Origin of the sequence: Methylobacterium sp. WL18, from assembly GCF_008040015.1 — a bacterium.
In the GTDB taxonomy this organism is placed as follows: Bacteria; Pseudomonadota; Alphaproteobacteria; order Rhizobiales; family Beijerinckiaceae; genus Methylobacterium; species Methylobacterium mesophilicum.
Genome location: NZ_VRVD01000812.1, coordinates 1 through 1,821 on the forward strand (window position 1 = coordinate 1; position 1,821 = coordinate 1,821).

General features: G+C 72.8%; 2 protein-coding genes. Both read left to right on the top strand.

What is annotated here, in order from left to right; all coding sequences use genetic code 11:
• Nucleotides 1–316 precede the first annotated feature (316 nt).
• Nucleotides 317–1,159 (top strand): SDR family NAD(P)-dependent oxidoreductase, encoded by an 843-nt coding sequence (locus FV228_RS28590; RefSeq protein ID WP_147857566.1) that lies wholly within the window; start codon nucleotides 317–319, stop codon nucleotides 1,157–1,159.
• A 234-nt stretch (nucleotides 1,160–1,393) separates the two neighbouring features.
• A complete protein-coding gene (locus FV228_RS28595; protein ID WP_147857567.1) occupies nucleotides 1,394–1,720 on the top strand; it encodes a hypothetical protein in 327 nt (108 codons plus the stop codon).
• Nucleotides 1,721–1,821 lie beyond the last annotated feature (101 nt).

Here is a 1,821-nt window from a genome sequence, read left to right on the forward strand (position 1 = left end):
GGCCGGCGCAGGCCGCCCCGGCGAGGAGCGCGCGGCGGCTCGGCTGGCCGGGGGGTGGGGTCATGCCGGGTCCTTTGAGCGTGGGCTTGGAGTGACAGATATCTCCAACGGATGAAGCAAGCGGCCGACCATGCGTCGCTCCGCCAGAAGATTCGGTTTTTCAAACATCTTCAGGGAAGGCGCGGGATCCCCTCGCCCCGCAAGCGGGGCGAGGGGATCCCGCCTGCCGCGCCGCGCGAAACCCATAGGCGTTCCAACTCGCCTTCGGCCCCGACGCGCCCCATCTTCGGGGCGCCATCCAGCCGAGGACCGACCCATGAGCCAGCATCCCGCCATCAGCCCAGGCCGCAGCGCGGTCGTCACCGGGGCGGCGAGCGGCATCGGGCTCGCGGCGGCCAAAGCCTTCGCGCGGGCCGGCATGAACGTCTGGCTCGCCGACCTGCCCGGCCCGGCCCTCGAGGAGGCCCACCGCGCCGTGGCCGAACTGGCCGCCGTCGAGGTCCGGGCTTTGCCCACCGACGTCTCGGACCGGGAGGCCGTGGAGGCCCTGGCGGCCCATGTCGCCAAGGCCGGGCCCCCGGCCGTGGTGATGCTGAACGCCGGGATCGAGGCCGGTGGCAAGCTCTTCTCCGACGCCGGGACCTGGACCCGGATCCTCGGCACCAACCTCGGGGGCGTGGTCAACGGCATCCACGCCTTCGCGCCCGGCATGATCGCGGGCGGCCAGCCTGGCGCGGTGATCGTCACCGGCTCGAAGCAGGGCATCACCACGCCGCCCGGCAACGCGCCCTACAACGTCTCGAAGGCGGCCGTGAAGGCGGCCACCGAGGCCCTGGCCCACGAACTGCGCAGCCGCGAGGGCTGCCGGACCACGGCGCACCTGCTGATCCCGGGCTTCGTCTATACCGGCCTGACCAAGGCCCGGGGCGTCGCCGAGAAGCCGGCCGGCGCCTGGACGCCGGAGGAGACCGTCGCCTTCATGCTGGACCGGCTGGAGGCGGGCGATTTCTACATCCTCTGCCCCGACAACGAGACCACCCGGGCGCAGGACGAGAAGCGCATCGCCTGGGCGGCCGGCGACATCATCGAGAACCGGCCTGCTTTGTCGCGCTGGCACCCGGATTTTTCGGAGGCGTTCAAGCGGTTCATGGCGGAGTGAGCCGCTCCGTCATTGCGAGCGGAGCGAAGCGACCCGGGGCTTCGCGACGCGGGGAGTTGTCGAGCGAGCACGCCGTGGGCCGAGGGATCCGGGCGAGCACCTCCGGCTTTCGTCTGCGGTCCGGACCTGAACAACGCCTGAGGGACGAAGTCACGTCTCCGTCAACTTATGAGCGCCACACCTGGGGCACGGCCGGTCGCGGCATCGCGGCCGGCGAGGCACAGGAGGACATCGATGTTCACCAAGACCGCACGCCTACGCCTGGCGGCCGCCGCCGTGGCGCTCGGGGGGATCGCCGTCGGAGCCCCCGCGATGGCCGCGCCGCTCGGCCTCGACACCGGCCTGCACCAGGGCGCCGGCGACATCGTGGATGTCCAGTACGGCTACGGGTACGGCCATCGCCACGGATTCGGCCCGCGTCACGGCTTCGGACCGGGCTTCCGGGGCCACCACCATCACGGCTGGGGGCGCGGCCACCATCGCGGCTGGGGTCATCATGGCGGCTACGGCCATCACCGCCACGGCGGCTGGGGCCACCGTCACGGCCACGGCCGCTGGTAAGGCCGGCGGGGCCGGAGCCTATCCGGCCCCGACACGCTCGATGATCGCCGGGCGGCCGGGGGGCGCCGCGCCGATCCGGTAGGCCGCCCGCAGGGCCGCCT

What these genes read in the sequence shown, in the direction of transcription:
- FV228_RS28590 (WP_147857566.1), top strand. Translation starts at nt 317, where the DNA reads ATGAGCCAGCATCCCGCCATCAGCCCAGGCCGCAGCGCGGTCGTCACC.
- FV228_RS28595 (WP_147857567.1), top strand. Translation starts at nt 1,394, where the DNA reads ATGTTCACCAAGACCGCACGCCTACGCCTGGCGGCCGCCGCCGTGGCG.